The following is a 26,516-nucleotide window of genomic DNA, read 5'->3' on the forward strand; positions in this document are numbered from 1 at the left end:
GGGCCCCGCTAGATCGTCTCCGCCTTGGTGAACTTGATCTCGCTGATGCCGCGTCGTCCGCCTTCGGTACGGACCATCTGGACGACCACCGGAATGACCTCACGCAGATAGTCGAGAATTTCGCTTCGTGAGAGGCCCGAACTGCCCTGCATGACCATCAGCGCCAGCCGCTCGTAGGCGGACCGGGCGGAATTGGCATGAACGGTGGTGAGCGAACCCGGATGGCCGGTGTTGATCGCCTGGAGAAACGCGAAGGTTTCAGCGCCGCGCAACTCGCCCAATAGCAGACGGTCGGGCCGCATGCGCAGGGAGGCTTCGAGCAGCTGTTGGGCGGAGACCTTGGCAAGGCCCTGGTCGCCCTTCGAGGCTATCAGGGTGACGTTGTTGGGAGCCGGCAGCCTCAGTTCGCGGGTATCTTCAATTGTGATGATCCGTTCGTGAGCCGGGATCTCTTTCAAGAGCGCATTTAGAAACGTCGTCTTGCCGGTCGACGTACCACCCGAAACGACGATCGAGACGCGGTTGCGCACCGCATATTGCAGGAAGTCCATCGGCGAGGTGTCGTGCAACATCTCGACCAGTCGCTTTTCTTCGGCTGACAGCGTCAGTCCGCTGCCCATCGCCGTGTTCTCGAATGCGCCGAGATCGTTGTAGGCATCAAGGCTCATATCCATGATGACCTGCTTGCGGATCGAAATCGCCCCGCCCTCGGGAGCCGCGGGCGGCAAAATGCATTGGATGCGCTCACCCGAGGGTAGCGCGGCCGACAGGACCGGTTTTTCTTCGTTGATGACCTGATTGGTCGCCGAGGCGACGCCCGTCGAGATGTTGCGAATCCAGCTAGGTGTGACCTCGCGCTTGAGGACGTGCTCCATTTCCTTGGCGCCGAGGCGTTCGATGAACAATTCACCCGGCCTGTTAATTGCAATCTCGGACACCGCATCTTCGTTTAAGTATGGCCATATCGGTTCCAGATGCGCGCGTAGGACCGGAGCTCTCGTCCAAGGGTCGGGGAGGGGATGCACGGCATTCATTTCACCGGGCTCCCGTAGCCGGGATAGAAATGATCCTTTGGCGTCGTGTAGACAGGCGTCGGATCGATCGCCGTCTTCGGTCGCCCACCTGCCTTCAGGCGTGCAACTTCTTCCTGAATGGGATCAGCGTACAAATCCGAGAAATCGAGATCTCGCCGCACCAGCACGACAATGGATGTGCCCTGGTCGACATAGACCGTCGGACCAATGTTCTGCGTGTCGCGAAACGCCTCCTGCGCGAGTTGCTGCAAGGCGGTCGATGACTTGTCGAAAGCGATGCTGCGGGCATCGCGCTGCGAGCCATTGCCACCATAAGTCACGATCGTGGTGTCACCGGTTACGGGATCGATCGTCGACACTTGGCGCTGTTGTCCATCCTGGCCGCTATCGCCAAGCGAGGACAGATATTCAGAGACGCCGCCAACGACCGAAAGCATGATGGCGTTGCCGTACCGTTCAACCCAGTACGTATCGACACGGCCGCCCATGCCACCGCGGCCGAGCGCGTCTGCACCGGGCGATTTGATAGCGACGGAAATGCCGTCCGAGCGGATGACCCTGTTCCAGACGATGAATACACGCTTTTGACCGCGCGCGAGCCCTGAGCGGTATTCCCCGGTCAGCCGCGAGCCCTTTGGAATGAGGGTCCGCCTCCCGTCGAGTGAGAAGACATCCTCACGCACGACTGCGCGCACGGCACCGGGAAGGTCGGTGTTGATCACGGTTTCCAAGTAGCCGCGAATGATCGTTCCTTCAGGGATCAACGCGTCGGTACGCCGGAAGGCCCTGGCTTTGGCGATGCCGGAAGAACTTGCCTCAGACTGCGCCAGGAATGCCTTGTTGGGATCACTGTCGGCGCCGGGGACCGGAATGATCTGACCGTCCGGCGCGATTTCGACCTGCGCCGCCTGGGCGCCGGCATCTGTCGAGCCGGTTTGATCATTCGTCACCATCTGGTTCGACCGCAGGCGTTCCCACACCGCTTTTTCATGCTCCGCGGCCTCAGCCTTGCGGCGAGCCTCGTCCTCGGCCGCGGCCTTGCGGCGGGCTTCTTCCGCCTCAGCCTTGCGGCGAGCCTCCTCGGCCGCCATTTGCGCCTCCAGCGCCCGCCGCTGCGCGTCAAGGTCCGCGCCCTCCTGCACGGTCTGATCGACATTATCGGCTTGTTGCGTGCCGTTCTGGTCGTCAGCGGGTGGCGGCACCACGATCTGGTCGATCGTGCCGTCGGCAGGTTGAGGCGGGTCGTTCAACGCCGGCGGGCGGAACTCTGGCGGATTGAAGTTTTCCTCGCCATCGCTGCGAAGCTCGCGCGATACCGGCTCCCGGGGCCAGTTAAGCCATATCAGCGCGCCTACCAGCACTACGCCGAGGCCGACCAGGGCGATCCTGGTACCCACGCCCGCACCACGGCGCGCGACCGTCGGGCTGCCGTCCAGTTGGTTATAGTCGATCTGCGTCATCACCGCCCTCCGCTGGATCCGAACAGGGTGGAACCGCGTGTCAGTTTCGTTGGACCGTAGACTTGCTCGACCGGATCGATAGCGTTGGGTCGCGCCCGGTTGTAGAGGCAGAGCGTCTTGCCATCAGCCCGCAAGGTGAATTGCCGCGCGACCTTGTCGATGACTGTGTATTTGCCCTGCGTGCGAACGTTGACCAGCGACTCATGGCGCTTGTCGTCGACAACGAAAATCGCCGGAATGTCACCCTTGAACTCCAGAAACACCTTGGTGCCGTCGTCGAATACGGTGCGCGGCTTCAGGCTGTCGTCGCCCTTGTAGGCGTAGTCGTAATTGAGATCGGCATAGTTCAGGTCCTTCAAATCCGAATCGGCGGCGCTCTCCTTGGCCTGTGAGAGCAGGCGCGCGTTGATATCTTCGTCCGGGTATTTGAACCGGACCTGGAAGGATGCTCGGTCACGGCTATTGTTAGTGGCCTGCAGCAGCAGGGAATAGACGCGCCGGTTGGTGACGACGTTGACGTTGGTCCACGCATCGCGCTCCAGCGGCTTGACGAACAGAAACCGCGATCCGCGTTTGGGGATGATCGACCAGCCTTTCGTGTCGCCAGCCGACACGGTTTCGATGACTTCGGTCGGACTGAGTTCGACCATCGTGGAAATGCCAAGAGCGGCGCGCACCGACGTCACGTCGTCATTGTTGAAGGTGACATATCGGATGCGGCCATCGCGTGCGGCCGCGCTGTGCATCGCGCCGAGCAGAAGGGCGGCCGATAGGACGAGGCCCGCGCGCCATCTCATTGCAGGCTCCCCGCGGCCGGCGCCGATTCCTGGTCGCGGCGGTAATCCGTAACCTGAAATCCCAACGGGTTGTCGAAACGCCATTCGTTCTTGAGCGGCGTTGAGGTGTAGCGGAATTTTATGACCGCCACCCAATTGTCGGCGGTGGACGAATTGTCCCGCCGCGTCGTCGTGGCAAAGCGCACCGAGGCTGTGTTGCGATTGAGCAGGGAAACCGACTTGATCTCAACCGAGACAGTGACATTGCGGCCAAAAATCTTGTCCAGCGATTGTGGGTTTGCTGGCGTATAAAGCCATGTCAAATCCTTGGACGCGGCGTCGGTCGAGTAGAGCTGTGCCAGGTCGTAATTCTGTTTCAGTTCACGCGAATCGTAGGTTTCGCGGGCCCTGATGTAGCGTACCAGATTGGCGGCCGTGACGGCCTCGTTCTGGGACAAATCTCCAGGCTTCAGCGCGCGCATGATCTCGAGGTAGCCCGTCGATTTGTCGACCTCGACAACATATGGTTCGAACTGCCGGAGCGGCAGTATCAGCACGAGCGCCAGCAGCGACAGCACCGCAACCAGTCCGGAAACGCCGCTGACGATCCAGGCCAATGTACGCGATCGACGCATTGACCTGTGCGTGTCGTCTTCCCAGGTCGCGCCCGCCCTATAATAGCGCTTGTCGACGAGTTCGCTGCTACGGTCAGCAGCTGTTTCCACTGGCATTGCCACGTTACTATTGCCTCGTTTGCGCGACGCATTCTGATCCACGCCGCGATCGGTGATCGTTCTTGTGTCCTAGGCCAGAGGCCTGGAGTTATCGCGCGCACCTTGCTGGATGGCGGACCGGGTTGCGGCATCCGCCCTGGCTGCTCGCGAAGATCGAAAACTGTTTGCCGCGAGCTGCCGGGCGCCGCGAGCGGCACGGCCCGCGGCCCATCGCGCGCCGGAGTAGCGCACAGCGTTTCTGCCGAAGTTCCTATAAGGGTTGTATGCGCCCACAGTGCTGAGATACCCGCCGCCATTCAGGATCGAAGCAATCGAGGGTATCTGTATGAGAACGTAGATCCCAATGATCGTCACCAGCACCAGCGGCAACACCAGCGACATTTTGCTATCCATGGTCGCTCCGCCGGACGTAGCGGTGTTCAGCGCCGCATTGACGAGCGAGAAGTAGAAACCGAGAAAGCCGTAGATCAGGACTTGCTGGATCATCAGAAAGGTGGTCAGCGAAAGGAAGCCTTCGCTCATGCGCGAGGACCATCGGTAAAGCCAAAGAACGATCCATATCGGCGCCAGGGCCAGCGTGATGAACAACATCACTTTGGCGGCGATGATCGCAGCAATGGCAAGCGCTGCGAAGATGATGGCAGACAGCAGAACGAGCAGCGACAAGAGCGCACCAAAAATGTCATAGAAAGATCCGCTGTAGACCTGATTGGCGACGTCCTGCGCTCCTTGGTAGAGATTGTCGATCAGCGCTGGAATTGCCGCTTGGTCGCTAAGCTGATTGCCGGTGGCCCGCGACACGGCGCCGACGATCACCTTACCGACCTCGTCTGGAATGCTTTGCACGAGCTGATAGATCGTCGCGGAAAATGTGCCCCATCCGGTCAGCAGCAGATAGATGATGACGGCGCGGCCGAGGCGATAGGCCGCTTCGATTGGCGAAATCGACTCTCGTCCGCTCAGGATCGAATAGCCCCACCATATGATATAAAGGGTCAGCATCAGGGTAAAGACGTTGCCCATCGCATTGCCCAACTGCATATAGACGGTGCGAACGAAGTCCTCGCCGATGTTGTCAATGCCACCGAGGATGCTTGCGGCGAGACCGTTCATGGATCCTCGTCAATGATGCTGGCGAAAGGCGTTGAATTGACCGGCTTCAGCGCGCCGCAGTCGTCGGCGTGGGCATACGCCAAAGGCCCGCACGGCGCTTTCAGTTCACGTTTTGCGCAACCGAAAAGCCCTGCGCTGAGCCCAACCACAAGGCATATGCGGACCACACGCCTCGACAAGTGCTAACCTCCGCTCTTGCCAAAGTCCGCGAACGGATTGACGTTGCGCGGCGTCATCATCTTCTGCACCTGGCTCTGGCGAAGAAGATCTCCCTTCAGCTTCTCATTCAAGGCCGCGACCGCACCGTTCTGGACGCCGATCAGTTCGTTGACCGCACGCGCGTTTTCCAGCTGCATTCGTGTGTTCTGGTCCACCGAACCCTTTACGTCCTGCGACTGCCCGATCTGGCCGCTCGCTGACTGCAGAGACTGTTGGCGCTGGGTAACTCCCTGGGAAGCCTGCGAGGTCAATGCGCTTAGCAGCGAGGCCACATTGACGCTGCCGCCATAGGCCGTGTTGACGGCGCTCGTCTCCTTGCCGGCAATCTGCTGGAGCTGCTTGACCAGCTGCAGCCCGTTGATGACCGCGCCGGCGATTTTCTGGATTTCGGGCGACAGGCCACCAAACGAAAGAGTCCCGCCGTTCAGGATCGATCCGAACGACGGAGCCTGGGCGATCGACATGTTGCCGCCAAGGCCCATTTGCCCGATGCCGAGCGAACCGTCACGACTGCCGCTGAGAGCCTGCAGGATCTCCTCGCTCTTTTTCAGGATATCCTTGTTGGAGTCCATGATGGAGTTGGTGTTGTCCGCATTCTTGCGGGCGACATCGAGATTGGCGCCATCAATGACGGCAATCTGTGCGTGGGCCGTGCTTGCCCAAAGCGCCAGACTGGCCGCAATCGCGAATTTCTTCATGTCAGCCTCCTATTGCTGTAACGAATCGATCACGCTGGCAGCACCAGCAGGGTCGGTGGTGATGATCATCGAGCGGCTGTCGGCTGAGCTTGCCCCGGCGTTCTCAAGTGCACATGGTGACCACCGGCCGCGATCGATCTTCAACCGTTCCAGTTCGGCGGGATCACAAGAGAACGGGTTTGGAGAGCCGCTCTTCGGCTGTTGCACCAGTTTGGCCGACTGCGATGCCTGAACGTTCTGCAACGATAGAAGTTGGGCCAGCAACGCCGTGAAGTCACCCGCCTGGGCGAGGTACTGGTTGGTGACATCGGCGTTGATCCCACGAGCCGACGAGTTCAGCTCCCAAGCGTCCTTGTATTCGGTCACCTGGCCAACATTGCCCGCCAGGGCGTCGATCGCCGCATTGTTGGCGCCGATCTGCGATGAGCTTGCATCAAGCCCGCCCGCCGCCTTCCTGACCGTGCCCATGGCCGTGTCCTGGGCCGTGCCGCCCGCGCCGTCGGCCGTTACGATCGAGAACGGTGGCGGCGCGGCGGCCGGAGCCTTGCCGCTCGACACATAGTCGTTGAAGTAGCTGTTCCAACGGCCGACGCCGCCGGCCCACTCTCTTTGCTCGCCTGCGTTCGATCCGTTGTAGAAGGAGGCGAGACAGCTGTAATTCGTCGCCCCGCATTGCTTCACGCCCATCCCGAGATATTTGACGCCGCCTTCGACATTCTGCTCGTTCACGTCGCGGTCCAATCCCATGGACTTGCCGGTGCCCTTGGTCAGCTGCATGACGCCTTTGACGCCGGTGTGGCTCCCGGCGCATGTGTCGAAGCGCGATTCCTGATAGGCAACGGAAAGCGCCAGGCCTTCGGGCACACCGTACTTTTGCGCATAGTAGCGGATTAGCTTTACGTTGCCGGCGTCGCGCTGCAACGCGTCGGCCGGCGATCGGCGAAACATCTGTGAGCGGTATTTGTTCGAATAGGTGCAGACGACGCTTTTCTTCCAGTCGATTTCGTCCCTCTTGGCCCCATCCGACTTCGTGCTGTGCTGCTCGTCCTCTCGCCGCTTGTCGAGGTTCGGCCCGTCGATGACCGCGATCTGAGCGGCAGCCACGCTCATGCTTTCCGCCGTCGCGAGAGCCACGGCCAGACAAGCGCTGCTAAGCCGCTTCGTCATGCTCGTTCTCCCATCCGCAGAAGTACGGCAGCCACATCTCCGGCTCGCCGCCGAAGGTCTCCCGGAGCCGTGCGCATTCCTTGCTGTTGGCTTCGTTTGAGGACAAGACCTTGATGAGATCGGGCATCGCCGACAAATCGAGCTTGGCTACGATCGAGTCGCTGTCGTGCTTGACGAGAAAGGTGCGTGTTTCCTTCGCGGTTCGACGCACGAACTCGAATTCCTTCGCCGTCAGCGAGAAGCGCTCCATGTAGGATTCCTTGCTCGCCTTCGGGTTGGGGAAGAAAATGTTGGTCTTCGTTTGCTCGATCAGTGACGACGAGATGGAGGAACTGACGACGTCTTCGGCTGTCTGCGTGCCAAAGCCAACCACGCCATTGCGGCGACGAATGGTCTTCAGGGTCTCATTGATGAAGGCGGCGAAAACCTCGTCGTCCAGCAGCTTCCAACCTTCATCGAGGAAGAGCATGATCGGCGAGCCATCGATGACGTCCTCAAGACGATGGAAGATGTAGAGCAACGCCGCCGAGCGCAGCTTTCGGTCGCCCAGGATCTTCGTCATGTCGAACCCGACAACGGGTTTCGAGAAATCAACCAGATCGACGGGATTGTTGAAAAGCCAGCCCTTGTCCTTCGGGTCGAGCCAGGGTTGTATCCGAGCGGCCAGATCATTCATGCCAGGCATGAGCGAGCCCCGCAGCACTTCAGGCAGCAGGTCAAAGGTCCGCTGTTCGCGCGGAATCTTGTAGATCATGTCGACGGCGGCGTTGATGACGCGCATCTCCGCCACGTCCAGCGTGCCGCCTTCCGGCGTCAGAATGTAGATGAGCAAATCTTCAAGGAAAGAACGGTTTTCTGCCGTGTCATCAAGCTGCAATGGCGCGAACCCGGTTGGCTGAGAAGGTTCCATCACCTCGTAGCGACCGCCGAGCGCCCGAACGAAAATTTCAGCGCCGCGCATGTAGTCGAAATATACACATCGCGGCCGCGGCGTGATGCGCATGGCCTGCGCCATCAGGAATGACAGCACCACGGTCTTGCCCGAGCCAGTCGGGCCGAACACCGTGAAGTGCCCGACATCGTGAACGTGGAAATTGAAATAATAGGCCGTCTGGCTGGTCGTTTCGAGCAAAGCGATAGGGCGTTTCCAGTGCAGCCTCTCGCGTCGGCCGGACGGGAAATTGTGTCCTGAGAAAAGACCGGCGAAGTTAAGCGACGAGATCAACGCACGTCGCGCGATGTAGCTGAAATTTCCCGGCAATTGCGCCCAGAAGGCCAGTTCCGTGTTGAGCGTCTCGCGAACCGGCACGATCGACATGCGCGAAAGCTCGGCCGTGATGTCGGATAGCGCACGGTTGAGCCCAGTCATGTCCGGTGCCAAGGCCATGACGCTCATGTGATGTTGTCCGAAGACGACTTCGCCGCCGGCCAGCTTGTCGGCGCCGTCGTGGACGGACTCCTCGACCGTCGTGCCCGCCTCGTCTGAGCCCTCAACCTGGTTCGCGATCGTGTTGATCCTGCGCATCGCGGTTACACGGTCTTCGATCGCGAAACTCTGCGTCAGGACAAACTCATGTGGCAGGCGCAAGAGACCGTCCAATGAGCCCGGAGCGGTGAACGGTGGGTATTCCTTGATCGACACCATGGCGCCGAGCTTGCCTTCGTCCGGCCCGCGAAGTTCCAGCGCGGATTTGCCGAAAAACAGCTGTCGTGTCGCCAGCACATCGCCAAGGCTCATGCGCGGCAAAGGCATTTCCAGGTCGAGGCCGCCGGCGAGGATCTTCGCCAAAAATTCCGCCGGCTCGGAAAAGAAGCTGTCGCGGCGCTTTACGACGCCGAGAAGACGCGCACCATAAGCCGTGAAATCCTTGACGACGCCGTCGAGAACGTCACGCAGTTCGGCCATCGCCTCTTCGCGGGTTTCTTCCCCCGCGGTACTGATGCGGAACGCATTGAGCGCCTTGTCCACCCAGCCGACGCGGCCGACCATCGGTCGGCGTATGACCGCCAGATACGCCTCGTTGACGAAAAGGTTTTTCGCCCCAAGCTCATCCATGTAGCGGGCGTCGAGCTCGGCCACGAAAGGATTGTCAAAGGCGCCTTCGATCTCCGGCGTCACGTGGCGGCGGATGATCGTCGTGTAGACCGCAAAGCGAGAGGTCGAGAGATTGCGGAACGTCGTGTTGCGGTTGAACATGCGGCTGTTCAACTCGGCCTGGTCCATCGTCTGGAACGGCAGGCCACTGAGCTGGATGACGCCGACGAGAAAGCCGCTCTTCGTCACGATCAGATTGTCATCGACATGGCGAAGGTAGGGGATGTGCATCGCCGCGGGCTTTTCACGCCGGCGCTCGCGACCAAATTTCAGGTCGGCATCGAGGCTCATGGCGAATAGCTCCTCGCCCCCCAGAAGGTAAGGTTCGCCACCGCTCCGCGCTTAGAGACGCGCCGCTCGAAAATATGAAAGATGTAGGGGTCGCGCTGGCACAGATATGCGCTGACCAGATGCACAGCGCCGAACACGCCAAGGCCCAGCATGAAACTGCTCGTGGCAATGAAGCAGATCACCGCCAGGATGCCATTCAGAGCGAAGACCTCATAGCGCACCCCCCATTTCATCGGGGGGCGCGTCAGCGGCAGGCTGACCGGCTCGACATAGACTTCCTCGTCGTCCATGTGTCAGCCGCCTCCTGCAGTGGATCGAACCGCATCCACCAGCTGGGCAGCGCCGAAGATAAGAGCGATGCCGATGATGATGGAAAAAGCCATCATCCACGCCAGCCGGCCCGTCATGGCTAGGAAGCCGAGAAAACACACCGCGATGATGGCGAATGAGCGCGCTATGTTGCCCTGCAGAACGCCGACGAACCACTCCAGCACATTTTCGACTGGTGCCGCCGACTGCGCATACGCAGTGGCTGGCGCGAGAGCTATTCCGACCGCCGAGGCCAAAGCTAGTTTCAGGGCAAATTTGCCCGCTTTCCCGTATTCCACCCTTGGCTCCTTTCAGTTGCCGAAATCCATGACATGACCATCCTGCCAAGCGTCCTCGCTTGCTGGCGGAGCGGCCGCGAGCGTCTCGGATTTGGTCAGGGCGGACTTCTTCACCACACCGCCGAACTTCCAGCGGTTCAGTATTTTCACGATGTATTCCGCCGTCTCCGGATTCACCGGAATACCCTGCGCCTTGTAGACGCTGTTGGGACCGGCGTTGTATGCCGCCAGCATCAGCAGCGGATCTTGGAATTCGTCATAAAGTGACTTCAGATAGCGAAGGCCAGCCCGGACATTTGCCTGTGTATCGCAACGGTCGCTCACCCCTAGATCGGCCGCCGTGCCCCGCATTAGCTGCATGATTCCCAAGGCTCCGGCCTTCGAGGGACCCTGACTGGCGCCGAGATCGCTTTCGGCCCATGCAATTGCCTCGGCCAGATCGGCGTCGAACCCTTCCTCTTGTGCGATTGAACGCACAAGTTGGGAGACCTCAGCACGATTTACGGTCTTACACGCTCCCGGCGTTTGCGCCCCAACCGCGGCGAAGGCTTGCGCCGGCGTTGCAAAGGCGACTGCCACGCGATCTGATGCCATGTCCTGGCCGAGCGCATTGAACGGGATCGTGGCGCCACACAGGGTTAGCAGGAGAGCGAATCGAGTGTTCATAGTGTCGCCAAAATTTAACACTTTACTATGGCTACACGCAGCCCTAGTAAAGTGTCAACACGATATCGATGCAAGGACGGATTTCGATGAAACAGACGGCCCTTTGCACGGTCTTGCTGCTCCAGGGCACCTTGGCTCATGCTGCCGGCGCCGACGCCCCGAGCGCCTTCGCGCAGCCGTCAGAGCAATACCTGCTCCAGTTCGCGAAGCCGGGCGAGAAGGTGTTCGTCTACGAGCGCTACGATGCAAAAGGCGCGCTCTTTCAGCGCGGTGCGGTGCCCCTCATCTCGCCGGTCAAGGTGCCGTCGGCGACCGAGCGCGTCATCAACGGCGTGACGTATCGACTGCGCGGCCTTCAGGCCTGCCCCAAACCGAAGATTACGTACAAGACGCAGCAATGGGACTGCACGAAGGCCGCGCAGGACTATGAAGAGGCAATCTACAACGATCGTGCATCTGTCGTGCTTTGCAAAACGCTTGTGCTGCAAAGCAAGAAGGGTGAACCCGACGCCGTGTCGTGTTTCTCTCTCGTGGGTGCGGGCAACGCAAACGACCCGCACAACGTCGCCTACGACGATGACGAAATGGTTTTTTTCGATATGGCGGCGATCGGACGTAACAAGGACGGCAAGTCGCTGCGCCCCGATCTCGAGCATTCCGCCGACCTCGGTGGACAGTTCCAGGAATGAAGCAGGCGAGCTTCGCAGTGCTGGCCGCATTTGGTTTGTGCGCTTCGGCCCAGGCCCAGTATGCATCCGAGCCTGCCGTGCCAACGCCCTTGGCGGTATCGAAATCGGCTCAACTGCTGACCGGAGATACCTGGCGTGACGGAGATCACCTTTTCCGCCTCTATGGCGTCCAGTCATGTCTTCGAGGCACGTCAGCTGAAGAGCCAAATGGTAACAAAATCGATTGCGGGAACACCTCGCTGGCGCACCTTGCTGCGCTGTTCGATAGCGCGGCGGTTACATGCCAGCCAATCGGCTACGCCCTGGACAAGGCGGTTTTTGTCGTGTGCGGTGCGCAGCTGAATGGCGAAACGATCGACGTTGGCACCGCGCTCATAGCGACCGGATACGCGTTTGCCGCAATGACAGCAAAGGGCAAAGCCGTCAATGAGAACTACCTCGTCGCGGAAATCAACGCTAAGATGAAACGTGCGGGTTTGTGGGGCACGACGTTTCAGCATCCTGTGCAACTGCTGCTGAGCCAAGGGTTGGAGAGACAACAATGAAGCAAGATGATGAAGCGCACAGATATTACTATCCCGTGGAAGGACGCGGTGACGGTGCTATTGGTGGAGCCGCTGCATTCATCGCGATCATATTGGTGCCGGCAGGACTCTATGCGGCCTGGAATACCGTGGCCTCATGGATTTCAGCGCTCTTCTCCTAGGACTGCAGTTTCGCGAAAGAACCGAGCAACGCGCGAAAATCGTCGACATCAACCTCGCACCAGTCATGAGCCGTCAGCCGTTGAAAGTAAGCAGCCTTCATTTTAATTTCCGCGATAGTGGCTACTGGAGCAATGGCAGCACGCCGTCGCACCGCGGCCTCCTCCGCCATCACCGCGTCCAGTCTCTGACCCAACAAGATCGCGTCCTTCCCCCTCGGCCTCCATCGCTTGCTTGCCGATACGTTCAAGCTCGGCGACGCTCTGACGATGTTCCGCAATCAGTTTCGCGACGTCTTCAGCCGCTTCCATCTTTCCATTGCTGCAGACCTGTTGAAGAGGCATCGTCATCGCCCTGGCGTTCTTCGGTCACATACTGGTACCTCTCGAAATGAGGAAAAAAAGGGATGACACCATCCCTTTTTTGAAGCGACCAATTCTGCGAGACAGGGGTGGGGGGCGCCTGCTTAGAGGAACTGGCTTCCGATGTTTCGTGCCCTGGTGGTCGAAGACCAGACACTAATGCGTCTGGCACTGATGAACGAAGTGCAAGCGAGCTTCGAAAAATGCGTCGTCCTGGGCGCTGAAACGCTGACGATCGCCACTGCCGAGCTTCAAAACAATCATTTTGATCTGGTCGTCATCGATCCTGGCTTGCCCGGCTTTGATCCCACCTCACAGGGCGATCGCGTCGCAGTCGTCGACAAGATCATCGAGGCTTCACCCAGTGCAATTCATATTGTCGTCACCGGTTCCGACAACCGTTGCGAAGCAGATGGCTTTCGGCAAATTGGCGCTGCCGCCTATCTCGGCAAGACCGGTCTTGCGCCCGGCGTGTTCAGCGACGTGCTCGACGATATTTCCACCAAGGGGTTCGCCTTGCGCCTTTCGCGGGTTGTCATGACCAAACCCGATTACCGATTTTCAGTTCTTACACCGCGCGAGCAGGAGGCCATCGACATGATGGCGCACCGCGCACCCGGCGTGAAGCGCAAGGAGATCTTTTCGCTCATGGCCGATCGGCTCGCCATTGATGCCAACTCGGCCGAGAAATACTACAAGCAGGCTCGCGCCAAGCTCATGAGGCAAGGTCATCCGCTACCACATGGGCTATGATCGCGATGGCCTCTCTAACCGTTCATGGAATCAAGGTTCCCGTTGAACCGCAGGATGTTTCGCCGGTAATCTGGCGAGCGCTTCAAAGCCAGAGCTATGAGGCGAAGGAAGCGAAGTGGATCTTCAGGGCGGTCAAGGCGCGCGATCGCGTACTGGAGCTCGGCTCCGGCATAGGCATCATCACCGCACTGATCGCGAAGATCCCCGGCGTTCAGGTGTGGGCTTTTGAAGCAAATCCCGCAACAGCGGAACTAGCCAAGCGCGTGATAGCGGCCAACGATCTCGACAATGTCACATATTCCCAGGGTATGCTCACAGCGGGCCCGCCGCGGTCCTTCACCTTCTACGTTCGCCGCGACCTTTGGATGTCTTCCACGGACAAAGACCAAGGACCCTACGAGCGCGAACTTTCGATCGTCTCGGCCGACGTCGATCGTTTCATCACCGATCATCGAATAAACGCCCTCGTCATGGACATTGAAGGGGCCGAGAAAGAACTTTTGCGTGATGCCGAGCTGCCCGGCGTCGAGCGCATCTTTCTTGAGCTGCACGACCATCTGTATGGCCTTGACGGCATCCGCAACATCACTCTTGCCCTGGCAGAAAAGGGATTTGCCTACGATCCGCGGGGCTCCCGAGGACCTTGCGTGCTCTTCGCTAAGAACGATGGACCCCGCGAATACGAGGATGTGGAAGATGTTGCGTAATGCTCTCGCCGTCATATTTGCAATGGCCCTTCCGCTCGCTGTTGCGGCCGAAGAAATCCCGCTCGATCCCAACGAAGTGTCGGTTCAAGAGGCCAGCGGCAAGACCATCGCCGTTTTTTCGGTAAAACAGCTGCGGGCAGAGTTTCCGCAACAGACCTATGACACGCGTACGCCCTGGACGAGCGACAGCGAGAAAATCGAATATCGTGGGCCCCTGCTTGCAAACGTGCTTGCCAAGGCTGGAATCACCGCCGCGCAGGAGGTCAAAGTTGTCGCCTATGACAATTTCGTTTCCGATATTCGCATGGACGAAATACGGTCTTATAATCCGATCCTGGCGGTCGAGCGTCGTTGCAACGAGAACGACAAGGCCGGCTCGCTTTGCCCGCCGGGCCAGGATTTCCGTCCGATCAGCATGGTAGAGAAAGGCCCCATCTTCATTGTTTGGCCTTTCGACCAGTTGCCCGCCTCATATGTTCCCGCAAGAAACTCGATCTGGGTGTTTTTCCCAGTCATCCTGCGCGCCACGCGATGAAGTTCTTCAACGGCCGTTTGCTTACCGTTCTGCCGTATCTCGGTATGGCGGCAGCGCTTGGCCTGAGTGCGTGGACATTCATCCAATCGAATTGTTACCGTCAGGAGACGGATGCCATCCTCAACCAGACCTTCGAGATTCAGTGGCGCGCGGCACAGATTCGCGAGCGCCTTATACGAGTCTATGGCTATCTTCGCATTGCCGACCAGACGGGCAAGCTTGATGCCGACATCGATCGGCAAATGGCGCTGGTGAGCGTCAACGTCGCGCAGTTGGAAAACCTGCCCTATCTGAACCGCTTTTTTCCCGATCATGACGCCGCACTCCTGGGCGAGGTTCGCCAGACCCTCGAACAGAAAATCGCACCCCTTGTGTCGGCGCGCAAAAACTACACTCAGGCCATTGCCGACATGGCCAAGCTGGAACAGTCAATTTACGAGATTTCCAGCTCCACCGTTGATCACAGTGCCACCTTGCAGCAGACCGCCAGCATCGACATTGCCGCCTCACGCAACTGGTTCATCTTCGCCATCGCGCTTGGCCTAGGTGCCACCTTCTATCTCGTTATCCATCAGCGCTATTCCTCAGCCAACCGCCGCGACCAGCATATGCGCTCGTTCGCGTCGCTCTTTGCGCATACGACCCGATCGCGTGTTACAGCCCTGAGGCTGTTCCTTGAGCATTCACAGCCAAATAGGCAGCCGAGCAGCGAAATGCTTGAGGCGGCGCGCAACGCCGCAACGGAACTGGAATCGATCACCAATAGTGTGCTCCAAATCGCATATGCGCCACAAGATTCCAGCACTGCGCCGCTCGGCCGACTGCTAGAAGATATAATGGGAGAGCGCAGCGGTTTGGTGCAAATCCGGATCGATTCCAAAGCGCATTTGCACCCCGTGCCCTCGGCGCCATTCGGATTGGTGGTGAACGAGCTGATCGAAAACGCTCTGGCAGCTTCGTCGGGCGTCAAAGACGCCCGAGTTCTTGTCTCCGCGACAGTCAAGCGACACCCCTTCCTCCCGCGCACCTATCTAGTGCTTGAAGTGGCCGACAAGGGCTCAGGCATGCCGCCCGCGATCGCTGCAAAAGCGACCAACCCTTTTTTTTCAACGCGAGCCGGGAACCATACTGGCCTTGGCCTGACCGCATGTTCGCAGATGGTCTCGACGCTCAGGGGAAAGCTCATCATCAACAGCGCTCCCGGCGTCGGTACAACCGTAGTGGTCAGAATTCCGCTGGCCTCCGCCGCAGCCAGTTTTTGGCAATCGTTTCGCAAGTACGGGCGAACGAAGGAACACTCGTGGGGCGGCTAGGTGTCAGTTCTCCGCTAGAAGGGTAATGACGCTGGATCGGCTCTCGAATGGAAGGCTACCTCTCCGGCTGATCGGAAACAGGTGGGTCAGTTGTTGGCGGGATCTTTTCGGAAAAGAGGAAGGTCGTTGGATCAAGTTTCAACGCCTTGGCGATCGCGGCAATCGTGTCCACGCTGATGTCGCCGCTCGCGCGTTCCAGTTTCGTGAATGTCGCCTCCGCCACGCCGATGAGTTCGGCCATCTCATAGCGGTGCAAAGTACGTCGTTGTCGCTCAAAATCGATGATGTGCGCCAGCCGCTTGCGGATCGCATTGCCGTCCAACCGATGCGCCCATTCCGGAACTTTCTTACCGCCGGCGAGCAGTCCTGCAAAAGACACTTGCAAGCCGTTTGCCATGATCTGCAGCGTCGTCAATGTGACATTATTTTTCTGACGCACAGTCTGAATATAGGTTCGGTAGGCGAGTTTCTCGCCTTCGGCGGTCCGAAAGAGCTCGGCCATGTGCATATGGGATAGGCCACGTTTAGCTCTCTCCCGCTCAAGCATCAGAGCGATGTTAGCGCGCAACGGGTTGTTGACCACGCCCGCATCGTCTCGTTTCATAAATCGGTGTAGGCGCACAAACCTGCCTTTTCGATCTGTCCTTTTTCGCGCGGATCATCCATAGTAAACTATCAAAATCCGTAGCGAGGAAAAGGCTATGACCATACTCAAATTCCTTTTGGTGGGTGCCGTCGCCATCGCCGGCGCCGCAGCTCTTCCATCCCAATCAAAAGCGTCGGAATGGGGCTGTCAGGTCCTCCTATGTCTGTCCGGCGACTGGCAAGGTACCCCCTCGTGCCACCCACCAATTTACAAGTTGATTGCGGCGATGGAAGCCCCGGGTTTTAACTGGCCGACCTGTCCGCAAGCCAACTCCAGCGCGGCCAGATTTGAGAAGTATGAGGATTGTCCGTCTGGCTGGCAAGCAGTTGGTAGCTACGAATCCGATCGGCCGGGCATAGGTCAAGAACGGAACATCTGCCGCATCGCGTCCGACAGGCTCTCCTTGCCCGTCGTTTTCAAAAACAACGCCCTCGGCGGGCATCATGGAGACGGATCACGTCAGGTCCAAATCGAAATCGACGGTAAGGTGGTTGCGGCAACAATCCAGACCGTGGGGAACGATCGAGGGCATTCCCTTGGTAATGGCCCTACCTATTACACCATCGCTCGGCCCATGCGCGGAAAGCCTTGGTTCATCGAGTATAACGACGCGAACGGCGTGCGCCAGAAAAGCTGGTTCAATCTCAACATGCCATAAGCCAAACGATCACGCAGGACGAGGCATATGAGGTCACAATTCAGGGAGGTTTGTAGTGTTCAAGGCGCTTCTCCTGTCCACTGTGATTATGAACACAGGCGCAGTGTTGACGGCGGCTGGTCAGAGCGACAAGCCGCGATCAAGTATGGACAATCCTATGTGGCCCACTTCACTGAAGTGGGACTGCAAGACCGCTGCCAAAATCGTGTGTGAGCGTGATGGCAGTTGCTCAGTGGCTGAGGACCACACCGGATTTGTACTGAACTACGGCAGCAACGAAGCTGAGTTCCCGGCCAGCAATGTCAGGATCAAACGCCACTATCAACAGACCGTGCAGGCAAGCCCTTTGCAGCAGGAAGTTAAAGTCGAACTGGCCGACAATCGCGTTCTTTGGCTGACGGCCGTGGATGCCAGCCGCACTTATTCGGAAGCGTGGGTCGGCGCACTGAGTGAGTTGAAGGGCGGCGCGGTACTCATGGAATCCGAGGGCGTCTATTGCATGCCGCACAAGTGAGTGCGCCGAGAGAGCAGGCGAGCGAAGCCGCTATGGTCTGACCTGGGGCGCCGCCCCCGGGCGTTTCAGAAAAGTTCAGGGGCTTCCCGTGCAATATCATCAGACGATGGGGCGGTCGAGCCGACCTAACGAGACGCAAGAGCTCGTTGCTGCCGCCCTACGCGATGCCGCGAGCACGGGCAACTGACCCATGGACCTCAGGATTTTCGATTTCGAGCACGGACAGTGCTCGCATATCGTCACCAGCACCAACAGGCACATCCTGATTGATGCGGCCACAACTCGACCACCAATTGGCGGCCGTCGACCTATCTGCCGCCCGGGGCTTACCCAAATCGACAAACTCATTATTTCGAATTTCGACGAACACCATGCGAGCGACCTGCACAACCTGGTTGAGGCCGTCAGCATAGGAACTTTGATGAAAAATCCCTCGGTGTCGCCGCAGAACCTCCGGCACCTGAAGGAATTTGGAGGATTCCACCGACTCAAGCTGCCAGCCTTAGGCGGCTTGGGGGATACCCGAAGTACTCCCGGAACGATCGCGAAAAGTGTGATGGGTTGTCGAAGCCTGTCTCGATTGCAATTTCAAGCATCGGTGCTTGCGTCTCAAGAACGAGCCGTTTTGCACGCTCCAAGCGCACTATCCGGTAAACCGCCGCGGGTGAAGAGTGCAGTTTTGTATGGAAAAGGCGTTCGAGCTGGCGTCTGGATAAGCCGATCTCCGCAGCCAACCGCGAAATCGGTACGGCATGTTCGGTGTAGCTTTCCATGAAAATGAGAGCTGCCTTAATCCGCTGATCAGTGCCGCCATAAAGCGGCGGACTTCCAACTTGTACGTGAGAAGCCGGTCTTGCTCTGTCGATCTGAAGAAAGTTCAGGGCGTTCCGTTCCGCCCTCGCGTTGATGTGTCGCCTCACTATTGTTGCGGCCATGTCGGCGACACCACTGCCACCAACACATGAGCCTCTCCGCCGATCTAAATGGAATAGGCGATCTGGACGCGCCTGTTGATCCGGGAATCGCATCTGGAACTCGGCAATGGAGCCAGCTCACACAGGTGCTATGGCCACGCAAGAGGCCGGCTTCCGCTAATATGAATGTTCCCGTGCATATGCCGATTAACGGGATCCGAGCGTTACCAGCCTGCTTTAGATAATCTATGGTCGCAGCATCAACAGGTTCCGCCACTCTGAGAAGACCCCCTACCACAACTATGTAGTTGAATTTGGTAGGATCCGTGAACCGGGAGGTAGGGGTCACCTCGACGCCGCAGCTCGAGATGATCGGGTTCCTTATGTTCGCCAGCACCTCCCAGTCGGCGAAAACACGTCCGGATTTATCCAGAACATCACTCGCTAGGCGAAGTGTATCCACAAACAAGGCAAAGGCCGAAAGAGTGAAGGACCGGGATAGGATAAAGCCTACAGTCAATTTTGACTCTTGCATCCGGCGCGGTCCTTGTCAGCACGTCAATGTCGGTTCAGCAAATCTAAACAGTACCGAATGGTGAGCTCAGTTGTGGGTCGATGTTATCGGAAACGGCGAACGTCGGGGTATGCAGTCCGGATTGCTAGCCCTTCCCGAGAGCCCTCCCTATGATGTTTCCTTGGAACGTCCGTGCATCTGGTATCCCGAAACGATCGAGCATCGACTTAATCAACTGCTGCGTTTCCGTCCTCGCGGTTCGAGAGTTCCAGTCGCCGATGCATTGCATGACGAAGTTCAATAATCGCCTCGCTTTCCACCGTCGAATGAATCTGATTTTCGCGCATGGTTCGCGTCCCGTTCTTGAACTCGGCTATCGAGACGACCAAGCCGCGTCCCCTGATTTGTCGCGAATTCCCCTAACTTCAGAGCTTTCTTCCGAATGCGCACCTCACCTGCGCAAAAGCTCCTGCCAAGAATTCGCGATGATGACAGACGCCACCGGCACGGAACAGCAAGTAAGACGTGCAATTGGGCCAGTTACCACCGCTAAAGCGAACAGCGACAGACTGGGGACGAACACATCGGTTCTGCGAGGGCTGCAATACCGAACTGCTGCGGGGTCGATGCCAGATTGTTTATCGATGCAGATGCCAGGCGTCCGACCCCGCGCTTCTATTCGATCATTCAGTCCCGACGGAAGCATCAAAAACCATAAAGTATTTCTTTATAGTCTCAGTCTGCTTCCAGACGCCGTTGAATCCAGAAGGCATGAAGAAGCTATCTCCAGCCACGAACGTTTCTTCCCGTCCGTCATGATGGATGATGGTGACGGATCCTTCGATCACATGCATGAACTCGTCCTTCGGATAGTTATCGATCTTCTCGCTGTACGCAGTAGCTTCCGAAACCCCGACGCGTACCTGTCCCCCTGATCGATCGCCGCCAAAAAACTTGTGTCTGCGAACCTTTGCTTCTTTCCCCGCAAGCACACGGTGAGCCGGGATATTTTCCCAATCAGAAAGGCCTTGGACATCGTCCCCGTTGGGTGAGAGACGGATAACACGAAGATTTGACATGCTAAGCTCCTTTGCAATTTCCTAGCGCAAGATGAGGGCTAGGACGGTAGATTTGGCGAGCACGAACTGTTTAGCGCCCGACGGGCGCGTGTAGGCGTTCGCGATCGATCCGAACGAGTGTTTCTTATGCTCACGTTCGGGAATACGAGATAGCCGGCCAGCTAGTGGGATTATTCTGCCAAAGATCAGAGAGGAACGCTCTGACCGATGACGTTGACGATCAACGAGGCACTGGGCTGAAAAAACATCGCCAAACGGTTGACGGAACGGGATTTGCCCGCAGCGAGTCGCACGCGTTCTTCCAATGGTGTAATTCCATAGAACGACTTGTAGGCCTTGCCAAACCACGACGCCGACGAGTATCCGCACGCAACTGCTATGTCAGAGAGAGGAAAGGCAGAATTCAGCAGCAGCGACTGAGCTTTCTGTAGCCGTAACGCAGTGTAAAACTTTCCCGGCGAAACTCCAAATTCGGCTTCAAATTTGCGATGCATTTGCCTGAAAGATATGTTAGCCCGCGCGGCAATGTCCTCTAGTGGGAGGACGACGGATGTTGCCTGGCGCATTGCATCCACAGCTGCGAACAGCCGCTTGTCGCGAACCAGGAGACTGGTATCGGCGTCTTTGAGAAAGAAATGTTGCCGAACAAGTTGCGCTACTTCCTCACTTTCAAATTCAGATAAAAATTCGAGCATCATATCCAGTACGGCCATACCGCCACAGCAGGTAAAAATTCGCCCGCTTCGTTCAATGCCAGAGCCGCGAAAGTCGACGTCCGGAAAGAGCTCTCGCGCGCTTTCAAGGTCATCCCAATGGATTGTAGCCCGCTTGCCCATTAGTAAGCCTGCCTCGGCAAGTAGCAAAGGCGCAGTATCGACCGCAAGTATCCACGCGCCATGCCGATGAGCAGCTCGCAGCCAGTTAAAGAGCTTGTCAGACCGAGCCTCCTCGGGAAAGTAAGATACATTCAAAAAAACAATTTCAGCGGGCGCAACAAGCCCGTCAATTTGCGACTGAGCTTCTAAGGTGAAGCCATTACTAGCGCGGGGTGAACCAGACTGAACCCCTCTGATCTTCCAGTCGAAAGCCCTCCGGCGATGGACCAGGTTGGCAAACCGCAACGCTTCAAGAAAGAGAGTAGCTGTCAACATAGAGAAGCCATCCGCTAAGACGACATCAACCATGGTGCTCTTATTCGTTAGCTCTGTCTGAAGACGGTTTTCCATTCGCAACCTAGATGAAACGGCGAGAGCTGAACGGGGTTAGATCGTAGCTACTACGTCCCATAACAATCAAGTCGCACATTGTCTTTCCGATGATCGGCCCTATGCCAAAGCCGTGGCCACTCAGACCTGCAGCGACGAACAGACCACTCGGGTGCTGCAATTCATCCAGGACCGGCAGCTCGTCAGGCATGTAGTCAATGTAACCAGCCCACGCTCGATCATAGGAAATAGGGCCAGCCCCAGGATATTCCTCCAGGAAAAGTCTAGCTGCCTTCCAAAGGCCCCTCAAGTCGGGTTTAGGATCAAGGGTGCGATGAGTTGTGAAGTCGGAAAACTCTCCTGTGAGGCTCTGCAGCAGCGGTTTGCCAATACTGAACCGAACATTTCGCCAGTTGCGTCGTGCAAGCGGTAGAAACCTGAAGCCAGTGGTCAGGCTTTCCAGCATGAGATCATGGAAGCCATCTTCTGCAACTGCAATATTCAAGCGGCCGTCGGGACGTTGACGATAGGCGCACTTGCCCCAAACGACGAGCTTCCGTATTTCAATAGGAAGCACACCTGTTCGGCCCACAGAGCCGCGTATCCACAGGCTGGGGTGGAAGACGCCAAGAGGTTTCAAAAGGCGACTAGTCCACGCTCCGGATGCTAGGAGGATTGTCTCGCATTCTAGTCGACCCTGCTCTGTTTCCACTGCACACACCGCCCCGTTTGTGGTCTCGATCGCCTTGACCGCAGTGTAGTCCATAATGACAGCGCCGTTTCTCGCAGCCCCTCGCGCGAAGGCTGGTGCCGCCTTTTCGGGCTCCGCATTCCCATCTGTTGGTGTGAACATGGCTCCGTCGCATTTGCTGGCATCAAAATGTGGCAGCAAGTCACCAACTTGGCCCCTGGTAAGGAGTTCGGTCGTGAGACCGAACTCCTTAGCTATGGGAAGGAAAGCTTCAGATCGTTCCCTCATCCCTTTGTCGTAGATGACCCGCATCTGTCCCTGCTGTCGCCAGTCGACGCTTTCGCCCAGCTCCTTTTCGATGCCTCTCCAGATGTCAAGGCAGTCGAGCATCATCGGAATCTCGCTCGGATCCCGCCCTTGGCTCCGAACAGCCCCCCAGTTACGGCTGGATTGCTCTCCCGCTATCCGCCCTTTCTCCAAAAGGGCAACGCGCTTACCAGCCTTGGCGAGATAGTAAGCGGCCGTCGTACCAACAATGCCGCCACCCACCACTACGGCGTCATACTGGGCCTTCATTGAGCGGCCGCCCTAGAGGCTGACTCCGGATAGTGCTCGTCAGCGAAGCCACGCGAGATGAAACCATCCCGTACACTGCAGTTAACTTCAGTTCGCGAGCGTTCTTCGGGCGGGCCGAATCCAGCGCCACCCGGCGAAATAAGTCGAACGGCGTCGCCCTTAGCCATGATCCTGTCAACGACGAACATTTCAAGTTCTTCGACTTCTCCATCGGCTCGATGATATTCGAGCGAGGAGCGCCCACCATCCCCACCCCCGAAGATGCCCGGGGCGGGGCTCTTTTTGCCGTCGGCCTTCGTCGAGACCGACACCCCGTCCACTAGCGAGCCGATGTCCCGGATTATGGCAGCACCTCCCTGGGTTCTACCGGGGCCGACGGTGTCCGTGGCAAGACCATATTCACGGACGATAAGCGGGAATTCGATTTCCAGTGACTCTGCTGGAGTGTTTGAAGTATTGGTGGTCCCCACCTGCGTTCCGTGCATGCCATCCTTATGAAGCGTGGCGCCTACGCCGCCCGCTACGGTTTCGACGTAAACAAAGGGCTCACCGGACTTACGCATCCCGTAAAATGCCATCCCAGTGTTAATATCGGCCGATGGAGCGACTGCACGATCTCGAGGCAGTACCTGTGCAAAGGCAAGAGTGATTGCACGAACAACGCGTTGCGCGGTATATTCGCGGTTGCCAATAGCTGCTGGAAACTTCGGATTTAAGATTGTTCCCACTGGCGCGTTGATACGAACAGGTTGAAACATACCAAAGTTTGCAGGAATGCTCGGATCAACCATCATATTGATACCGCAGAAGGCTGCAGCCAAGAGAGGATACTGGCCCATATTGATAGCGCCTTTGGCTTGTGTGTCTGTGCCTTCGAAGTCTAAGGTAAGGTCGCCATCTAGAATTCGAACCGTAAGGCAGATTTTCTTCCGCGGACCGGGGACGCCTTCATCGTCAGTCCAGGCAATAGATCTGTACTCACCATTTGGTAGCTCTTGCAGCCGCTGGCGCATCCGCCGCTCGGTGTACGTCAGAAGATCGGCCATGCTTTTCTGTACACGTGCAAGGCCGTGTCCGCTCGACAGCTTGCGCAGACTCTCCGCACCTTGGCTATTTGCAGCAATTTGTACCTTGAGATCGAGAATTCGCTCCATAGGATCGCGCGTATTGTGGGCGATCATGTAGAGGAGATCTTCATCAAGTTGACCTTCCCGCACGATCCGAACATGAGGGATGCGAATCCCTTCAGCAAATACACTTGTCAGGATGTGGTCCGTGGAACCAGGGATAACTCCCCCAACGTCCGAATGGTGACCAATGTTGCCAATGAAATATTCAATCTTGTCGTCAATGAATACTGGGGTGATGATCGCAATGTCATTATTGTGGGAACCGCCAGCGAGGTAGACGTCATTGCATATGAACACATCACCCTCACGAATATCCTCCAACTTGCGGGTTTTTAGCAGCGTTTCAACGCCTCCCATCACGCCAGACAGAAGCATCGGAATGTAGAGAGCCTGGCAAATAAGCCGGCCCTTCTTGTCGAAGATCGCCACGGAAGCGTCTTTGCGCTCCTTGATGTTCGTCGAGAACGAAGAGCGGATGAGAGTATTCATGACTTCGTCGGTTATCGACAAAAGGCGATTGTTGAATACTTCCATGTCAATTGCATTGATCTCAGTCATGCGTCCAGCCTTTTCCGGGTCAGAATGATGTTGCGCCAATTGTCGACTCTCGCGGTCCAGGTGGCAGGTAGGACCGTTGTGGCCGTAAGTTCTTCGATAATGGCAGGGCCACTAATCGTCGCGTCGACCGGGAGGCGAGCGCGGTCGAACACCACTGCCTCAGTCCACCCGCCATTGTCGTCGCCCATGTGCACGGACCTCGTGCCAAGTGTTGCGTCCTCGACGGTAGAGGTGACCACCGGCGGCTCTTCAAGCGGGTTCGCTATTTTTCCGATTGCTTCGACGCGCGCATTGACAATCTCGATATCACGATCTTCAACGTGGTAGCCATAAACGTCATCGTTTACATGGTAGAAGGCGCGAATGAAGGCTTCTTTGTCGTCCGTGTCTGCCTCTACGCGAACTTCGAAGTTCTGTCCGATGTACCGGGCTTCAATTACTCGTATGTATTGTCTCAGCTGATCCGGAACTCCTTCGCTGACCAACCACTCTTCTGCTTCAGCGGTCAGTCGCGCGGCTTCCTTAAGGACTTCCCCCCAGCTTTCCTCGGACAATGCGATCACGTGTGACTTAACAAAACTGCGCGAAACGTCCGAAAGCAGCACCCCGCGAGCACACATCGTTCCTGGCGCCTCAGGCACGAGCACGGTGGGAATGCCCACCTCGTCCGCCACGAAGGTCGCATGCAATGGACCCGCCCCACCAAAGGCGACCAGAGCGAAGTCCTTCAGGTCGCAGCCGCGCTCGACCGAAATCGACCGGATAGCGCGCGCCATATTTGCCACTGCAATACGCAGGATGCCATCAGCTGTCTCGTCGGCCGAGGCACCTATCTTCGCTGCGATATCCGCTATTGCCCCTTTGGCTGCTGCTTGGTCGACTGGCATGGCACCGTTGAGGAGAGCAACAGGATTCAGCCGTCCCATGTGAAGATTAGCATCGGTTATGGTCGGCTCGGTGCCTCCGAGCATGTATCCCACTGGACCTGGCACTGCCCCAGCTGAATGAGGGCCTGCCTTGAGTGCTCCAGCATCGTCAACCCATGCTATAGATCCGCCGCCGGCGCCGATGACATGGACATCGACCATAGGGCAGCGAACAGGATAGCCCGCTACCTCCCGAAGCGGCGTGTACGCTCCTCTCCCGTTAAGGATCAAGGAGACATCTGTGGAAGTTCCTCCGACGTCAAAGGTCACCGCGTTGGGAAAGCCTGCGGCTAAGGTTACCTGCGCAGATCCAACAACTCCCGCTGCTGGACCGGACAAGCATGTACGGACAGGGTATGCCTTAGCGGTGTCCATCGACATCAGGCCCCCGTTTGAATGTACCGTGTGCGGAACGGCGCGGATGCCTAATGCCTGAGTCCGCCGCATGAGACGATCGAGATAACCGGCCATCTTAGGCGTCAGGTACGAGTTCATAACGGTGGTAGAAAAACGTTCAAATTCGCGGAATTCCGGCTGCACGTCGGAGCTCAGGGAAATTGGAACGTTGGGTAGTTCCTGCTGAAGAATTTCTCCGGCCCGCTTTTCGTGCCCGTCGAACCGATAGGCGTGGACGAAGCAGACTGCAACTGCGGCTACGCCCGCCTCCCGGAATTTGGCCGCGGCCGCGCGTACCGCGTCCTCGTCGAGGGGGATTATCTCGTCGCCATCCGCAGTAAACCGCTCGGCGATCTCAAGCCTTAACCAACGTTCCACCAAAGGAGCAGGTCTGTGGATAGAATAGTCGTAAAGATGCGGCCGCTGCTGACGGGCAATCTCCAAGGTGTCTCTGAAACCCTTTGTTGTGATAAGGCCGGTCAGAGTCCCCTTCCGCTCGATTATCATATTGGTCGCGACGGTTGTGCCGTGCCCGAAGTGGGCAATGGTGGCAGGATCGACACCTGCCGCAATCACCTGCTTTAATCCATTCTCGATCGCCTCTGACGGGTCATGAGGCGTTGAGGGAGTTTTGAAATTGTAAACTTCGCCCGTATCTTCATCTATGAGCGAGAGATCGGTGAACGTTCCGCCGACGTCAACGCCGACCCGAAATTGCTTCTGTGCCATAATAGTCCCGAACCTGATTGCAGCGCCCCAAGAAATTTGGGTTACGCTATGATTTC

At 57.7% G+C, this 26,516-nt stretch carries 28 protein-coding genes and 1 pseudogene; 9 read left to right on the top strand and 20 right to left on the bottom strand.

Annotation, left to right across the window (positions count from 1 at the left end):
* Nucleotides 1-8 precede the first annotated feature (8 nt).
* From virB11 to NKH36_RS12065, 11 genes are all read right to left on the bottom strand, one after another.
* Nucleotides 9-1,034, bottom strand: a complete 1,026-nt coding sequence (gene virB11, locus NKH36_RS12015; RefSeq protein WP_352960404.1) for a P-type DNA transfer ATPase VirB11 — start codon at nucleotides 1,032-1,034, stop codon at nucleotides 9-11.
* Nucleotides 1,031-2,494 (bottom strand): type IV secretion system protein VirB10, encoded by a 1,464-nt coding sequence (gene virB10 / locus NKH36_RS12020; protein ID WP_352960406.1) that lies wholly within the window; start codon nucleotides 2,492-2,494, stop codon nucleotides 1,031-1,033. The genes virB11 and virB10 overlap by 4 nt, the downstream gene beginning before the upstream one ends.
* Nucleotides 2,494-3,291, bottom strand: a complete 798-nt coding sequence (locus NKH36_RS12025; RefSeq protein ID WP_352960408.1) for a TrbG/VirB9 family P-type conjugative transfer protein — start codon at nucleotides 3,289-3,291, stop codon at nucleotides 2,494-2,496. Before NKH36_RS12025 ends, virB10 begins: the two co-directional genes overlap by 1 nt.
* Nucleotides 3,288-4,001 carry a VirB8 family type IV secretion system protein gene (locus NKH36_RS12030; RefSeq protein ID WP_352960410.1) on the bottom strand — a complete coding sequence of 238 codons (714 nt, stop codon included), beginning with the start codon at nucleotides 3,999-4,001 and terminating at the stop codon, nucleotides 3,288-3,290. Before NKH36_RS12030 ends, NKH36_RS12025 begins: the two co-directional genes overlap by 4 nt.
* 72 nt (nucleotides 4,002-4,073) lie before the next feature.
* The gene (locus NKH36_RS12035; RefSeq protein WP_352960412.1) at nucleotides 4,074-5,117 is read right to left on the bottom strand and encodes a TrbL/VirB6 family protein; all 1,044 of its coding nucleotides are present in this window, start codon (nucleotides 5,115-5,117) and stop codon (nucleotides 4,074-4,076) included.
* Between the two features lie 182 nt (nucleotides 5,118-5,299).
* Nucleotides 5,300-6,034 (bottom strand): type IV secretion system protein, encoded by a 735-nt coding sequence (locus NKH36_RS12040; protein ID WP_352960414.1) that lies wholly within the window; start codon nucleotides 6,032-6,034, stop codon nucleotides 5,300-5,302.
* 9 nt (nucleotides 6,035-6,043) lie between these two features.
* On the bottom strand, nucleotides 6,044-7,201 hold the full coding sequence (locus NKH36_RS12045; RefSeq protein WP_352960416.1) for a transglycosylase SLT domain-containing protein: 1,158 nt from the start codon (nucleotides 7,199-7,201) through the stop codon (nucleotides 6,044-6,046).
* Nucleotides 7,185-9,587, bottom strand: a complete 2,403-nt coding sequence (locus tag NKH36_RS12050) for a VirB4 family type IV secretion/conjugal transfer ATPase (protein WP_352960418.1) — start codon at nucleotides 9,585-9,587, stop codon at nucleotides 7,185-7,187. Before NKH36_RS12050 ends, NKH36_RS12045 begins: the two co-directional genes overlap by 17 nt.
* Complete coding sequence (locus NKH36_RS12055; protein ID WP_352960420.1) at nucleotides 9,584-9,877, bottom strand: VirB3 family type IV secretion system protein; 294 nt, start codon at nucleotides 9,875-9,877, stop codon at nucleotides 9,584-9,586. The genes NKH36_RS12050 and NKH36_RS12055 overlap by 4 nt, the downstream gene beginning before the upstream one ends.
* Nucleotides 9,878-9,880: 3 nt before the next feature.
* A complete protein-coding gene (locus NKH36_RS12060) occupies nucleotides 9,881-10,195 on the bottom strand; it encodes a TrbC/VirB2 family type IV secretion system protein (RefSeq protein WP_352960422.1) in 315 nt (104 codons plus the stop codon).
* A 12-nt stretch (nucleotides 10,196-10,207) separates the two neighbouring features.
* A complete protein-coding gene (locus tag NKH36_RS12065) occupies nucleotides 10,208-10,774 on the bottom strand; it encodes a lytic transglycosylase domain-containing protein (RefSeq protein WP_352960424.1) in 567 nt (188 codons plus the stop codon).
* Nucleotides 10,775-10,947: 173 nt separating this feature from the next.
* On the opposite strand from NKH36_RS12065, the gene NKH36_RS12070 reads away from it, so the two are divergent.
* The 3 genes from NKH36_RS12070 to NKH36_RS12080 are packed head-to-tail and all read left to right on the top strand — an operon-like array spanning nucleotide 10,948 to nucleotide 12,256.
* Complete coding sequence (locus NKH36_RS12070; RefSeq protein WP_352960426.1) at nucleotides 10,948-11,550, top strand: hypothetical protein; 603 nt, start codon at nucleotides 10,948-10,950, stop codon at nucleotides 11,548-11,550.
* The gene (locus NKH36_RS12075) at nucleotides 11,547-12,095 is read left to right on the top strand and encodes a thermonuclease family protein (RefSeq protein ID WP_352960428.1); all 549 of its coding nucleotides are present in this window, start codon (nucleotides 11,547-11,549) and stop codon (nucleotides 12,093-12,095) included. The genes NKH36_RS12070 and NKH36_RS12075 overlap by 4 nt, the downstream gene beginning before the upstream one ends.
* Nucleotides 12,092-12,256, top strand: a complete 165-nt coding sequence (locus NKH36_RS12080; protein ID WP_352960430.1) for a hypothetical protein — start codon at nucleotides 12,092-12,094, stop codon at nucleotides 12,254-12,256. The genes NKH36_RS12075 and NKH36_RS12080 overlap by 4 nt, the downstream gene beginning before the upstream one ends.
* On the opposite strand, the gene NKH36_RS12085 is transcribed toward NKH36_RS12080, so the two are convergent.
* Complete coding sequence (locus NKH36_RS12085; RefSeq protein ID WP_352960432.1) at nucleotides 12,253-12,426, bottom strand: hypothetical protein; 174 nt, start codon at nucleotides 12,424-12,426, stop codon at nucleotides 12,253-12,255. The genes NKH36_RS12080 and NKH36_RS12085 overlap by 4 nt on opposite strands.
* Before the next feature lie 313 nt (nucleotides 12,427-12,739).
* Between NKH36_RS12085 and NKH36_RS12090 the strand changes: the two genes are divergently transcribed.
* The 4 genes from NKH36_RS12090 to NKH36_RS12105 are packed head-to-tail and all read left to right on the top strand — an operon-like array spanning nucleotide 12,740 to nucleotide 15,924.
* Nucleotides 12,740-13,369: a response regulator gene (locus NKH36_RS12090; RefSeq protein ID WP_352960434.1), complete on the top strand. Its 630-nt coding sequence runs from the start codon at nucleotides 12,740-12,742 to the stop codon at nucleotides 13,367-13,369.
* Between the two features lie 5 nt (nucleotides 13,370-13,374).
* Nucleotides 13,375-14,076, top strand: coding sequence for an FkbM family methyltransferase (locus NKH36_RS12095; protein WP_352960532.1), 702 nt, complete (start codon nucleotides 13,375-13,377; stop codon nucleotides 14,074-14,076).
* The gene (locus tag NKH36_RS12100) at nucleotides 14,057-14,611 is read left to right on the top strand and encodes a putative pterin-binding protein (RefSeq protein ID WP_352960436.1); all 555 of its coding nucleotides are present in this window, start codon (nucleotides 14,057-14,059) and stop codon (nucleotides 14,609-14,611) included. Before NKH36_RS12095 ends, NKH36_RS12100 begins: the two co-directional genes overlap by 20 nt.
* The gene (locus NKH36_RS12105; RefSeq protein WP_352962202.1) at nucleotides 14,608-15,924 is read left to right on the top strand and encodes a sensor histidine kinase; all 1,317 of its coding nucleotides are present in this window, start codon (nucleotides 14,608-14,610) and stop codon (nucleotides 15,922-15,924) included. Before NKH36_RS12100 ends, NKH36_RS12105 begins: the two co-directional genes overlap by 4 nt.
* 55 nt (nucleotides 15,925-15,979) lie before the next feature.
* Here NKH36_RS12105 and NKH36_RS12110 read toward each other — a convergent pair whose 3' ends face one another.
* On the bottom strand, nucleotides 15,980-16,507 hold the full coding sequence (locus NKH36_RS12110) for a helix-turn-helix domain-containing protein (protein ID WP_352960440.1): 528 nt from the start codon (nucleotides 16,505-16,507) through the stop codon (nucleotides 15,980-15,982).
* A gap of 118 nt (nucleotides 16,508-16,625) precedes the next feature.
* Between NKH36_RS12110 and NKH36_RS12115 the strand changes: the two genes are divergently transcribed.
* Both NKH36_RS12115 and NKH36_RS12120 read left to right on the top strand, forming a co-directional pair.
* Nucleotides 16,626-17,228 (top strand): hypothetical protein, encoded by a 603-nt coding sequence (locus tag NKH36_RS12115; protein WP_352960442.1) that lies wholly within the window; start codon nucleotides 16,626-16,628, stop codon nucleotides 17,226-17,228.
* A gap of 55 nt (nucleotides 17,229-17,283) precedes the next feature.
* A complete protein-coding gene (locus NKH36_RS12120) occupies nucleotides 17,284-17,742 on the top strand; it encodes a hypothetical protein (protein WP_352960444.1) in 459 nt (152 codons plus the stop codon).
* A 157-nt stretch (nucleotides 17,743-17,899) separates the two neighbouring features.
* On the opposite strand, the gene NKH36_RS12125 is transcribed toward NKH36_RS12120, so the two are convergent.
* The 7 genes and pseudogenes from NKH36_RS12125 to NKH36_RS12155 form a co-directional block, all read right to left on the bottom strand.
* The gene (locus tag NKH36_RS12125) at nucleotides 17,900-18,226 is read right to left on the bottom strand and encodes a hypothetical protein (RefSeq protein ID WP_352960446.1); all 327 of its coding nucleotides are present in this window, start codon (nucleotides 18,224-18,226) and stop codon (nucleotides 17,900-17,902) included.
* A gap of 4 nt (nucleotides 18,227-18,230) precedes the next feature.
* Nucleotides 18,231-19,191 (bottom strand): annotated as a pseudogene (locus NKH36_RS12130) (GlxA family transcriptional regulator).
* A gap of 662 nt (nucleotides 19,192-19,853) precedes the next feature.
* Nucleotides 19,854-20,249 carry a cupin domain-containing protein gene (locus tag NKH36_RS12135; RefSeq protein WP_352960448.1) on the bottom strand — a complete coding sequence of 132 codons (396 nt, stop codon included), beginning with the start codon at nucleotides 20,247-20,249 and terminating at the stop codon, nucleotides 19,854-19,856.
* A gap of 185 nt (nucleotides 20,250-20,434) precedes the next feature.
* Entirely contained in the window at nucleotides 20,435-21,433 is a 999-nt protein-coding gene (locus NKH36_RS12140) for a GlxA family transcriptional regulator (protein ID WP_352960450.1), read from the bottom strand.
* A gap of 49 nt (nucleotides 21,434-21,482) precedes the next feature.
* The gene (locus NKH36_RS12145; protein WP_352960452.1) at nucleotides 21,483-22,721 is read right to left on the bottom strand and encodes an NAD(P)/FAD-dependent oxidoreductase; all 1,239 of its coding nucleotides are present in this window, start codon (nucleotides 22,719-22,721) and stop codon (nucleotides 21,483-21,485) included.
* Nucleotides 22,718-24,409 (bottom strand): hydantoinase B/oxoprolinase family protein, encoded by a 1,692-nt coding sequence (locus NKH36_RS12150; protein ID WP_352960454.1) that lies wholly within the window; start codon nucleotides 24,407-24,409, stop codon nucleotides 22,718-22,720. Before NKH36_RS12150 ends, NKH36_RS12145 begins: the two co-directional genes overlap by 4 nt.
* Nucleotides 24,406-26,460 (bottom strand): hydantoinase/oxoprolinase family protein, encoded by a 2,055-nt coding sequence (locus tag NKH36_RS12155; protein WP_352960455.1) that lies wholly within the window; start codon nucleotides 26,458-26,460, stop codon nucleotides 24,406-24,408. The genes NKH36_RS12150 and NKH36_RS12155 overlap by 4 nt, the downstream gene beginning before the upstream one ends.
* Between the last annotated feature and the right edge of the window lie 56 nt (nucleotides 26,461-26,516).

This window comes from Mesorhizobium sp. M1312 (assembly GCF_040318115.1).
Lineage (GTDB): Bacteria > Pseudomonadota > Alphaproteobacteria > Rhizobiales > Rhizobiaceae > Mesorhizobium.